The following is a 1,257-nucleotide window of genomic DNA, read 5'->3' as shown; positions in this document are numbered from 1 at the left end:
TGGTTGGGCCCCCGATAGCAGTCCAGCGTCTATGCGATAGCTAATTGGTTTTCTTGCGTCCAGGTTTCCCAGTAGCGCTGCGGCGTCATGCCGTCCAGGGATCCGTGGGGCCGTTCATGATTGTAGATAGCTTTCCATTCCTCGGCCAAATACTTCGCTTCGGCCATGCTGTCCATGATTTCTCCGGAGAGTTGTTCCCTTCTGAATTGGGCGTTGAAGGATTCGATGAAGCCGTTCTGCCAGGGTGATCCCGGGTCGATGAATGCGGTGTCGACCCCGGCGGTGTTGCACCAGGTGACCAGTGCCTCAGCGGTGAATTCGGGCCCGTTGTCGCACCGGACGTAGGTTGGGGCGGTGCCGGTTTCGGCGATGATGTTCTCCAGCACCGCGACCACGTCGGCGGCCTTGAACGACCGGCGCGGGATGATCGCCAGCGCGGTGCGGGTGTATTCGTCGATGACGTTGAAGAACCGGATGTGCCGGCCGCAGGAAGTCACGTCGGACTGGAAGTCGAAGCTGACCACGTGCATGGGGTATTCGGCTGTGAGGCGTTTCTGCTCCCCGGCTCCGGGCCCGGTGCGGCGTTTCTTCCGCGCCTTGGGTTTGCAGGTGAGCCCTTCGTCGCGCCAGAGCCGGCGTACCCGCTTCCTGTTCAGCGCCACGCCGTCCCACTCCGGCTGGGCGAGCAGGTGCCAGCGGGCCTTCCGCCAGCCCCACGCGGGGTGCTTGCCGGCGACGGCGCGCAAGGCTGCGCGGAGCTGCATTTCCTCGAAGCCCATGTCGGGCTTCTTCTTGCGGAACGCGGACCGGTTCTGGCCCAGAAGCGCGCACGCGAAGCGTTCGGAAGCCCCGAACTTCTCCACCGCCATGCGCACGGCACGGCGGCGGGGTTCGGGGCTTAGAATTTTCCCTTGGCCACCTCGTTGAGGATGTCGATGGCCAGTTCCTTCTCGGCCAGCAGGCGCTTGAGCCGGGCGTTCTCCTTCTCCAGCTCCTTGGTCCGTTTGGACGCCTCGGCGTTCTTCTCGGACCCGTACTGGTTCAGCCAGCGGTACCAAGTCGCCTCGGTGACCTGAAGCTCCTTGATGACCTCGACCATCGGGCGTCCGTCATTGAGCATTTTCTGGCCCTGCCGGACTTTGGCGATGACCTGCTCGGGGGTGTGTCTGCGTGCCATGATTCGTGAATTTCCTCCTGTGTCCATTCTCGGACACGAAACTCACACAGACACTGGACTTCTACCTGGGGACCCAACCA

The 1,257-nt window shown here is 62.8% G+C and carries 1 protein-coding gene; it reads right to left on the bottom strand.

Annotation, left to right across the window (positions count from 1 at the left end; all coding sequences use genetic code 11):
• Window positions 1-29 precede the first annotated feature (29 nt).
• A protein-coding gene (locus tag J1M87_RS28315; RefSeq protein ID WP_156666315.1) for an IS3 family transposase occupies window positions 30-1,177 on the bottom strand; the annotation gives its coding sequence in 2 pieces (ribosomal slippage) (window positions 30-904 and window positions 904-1,177; 1,149 coding nt in all).
• Window positions 1,178-1,257 lie beyond the last annotated feature (80 nt).

The sequence above is a fragment of the Rhodococcus sp. KRD162 genome (genome assembly GCF_017168335.1).
Classification (GTDB): domain Bacteria; phylum Actinomycetota; class Actinomycetes; order Mycobacteriales; family Mycobacteriaceae; genus Rhodococcoides.
Note: the sequence above shows the minus strand (reverse complement) of the source record. Positions and strands in the feature narration are given on the sequence as shown.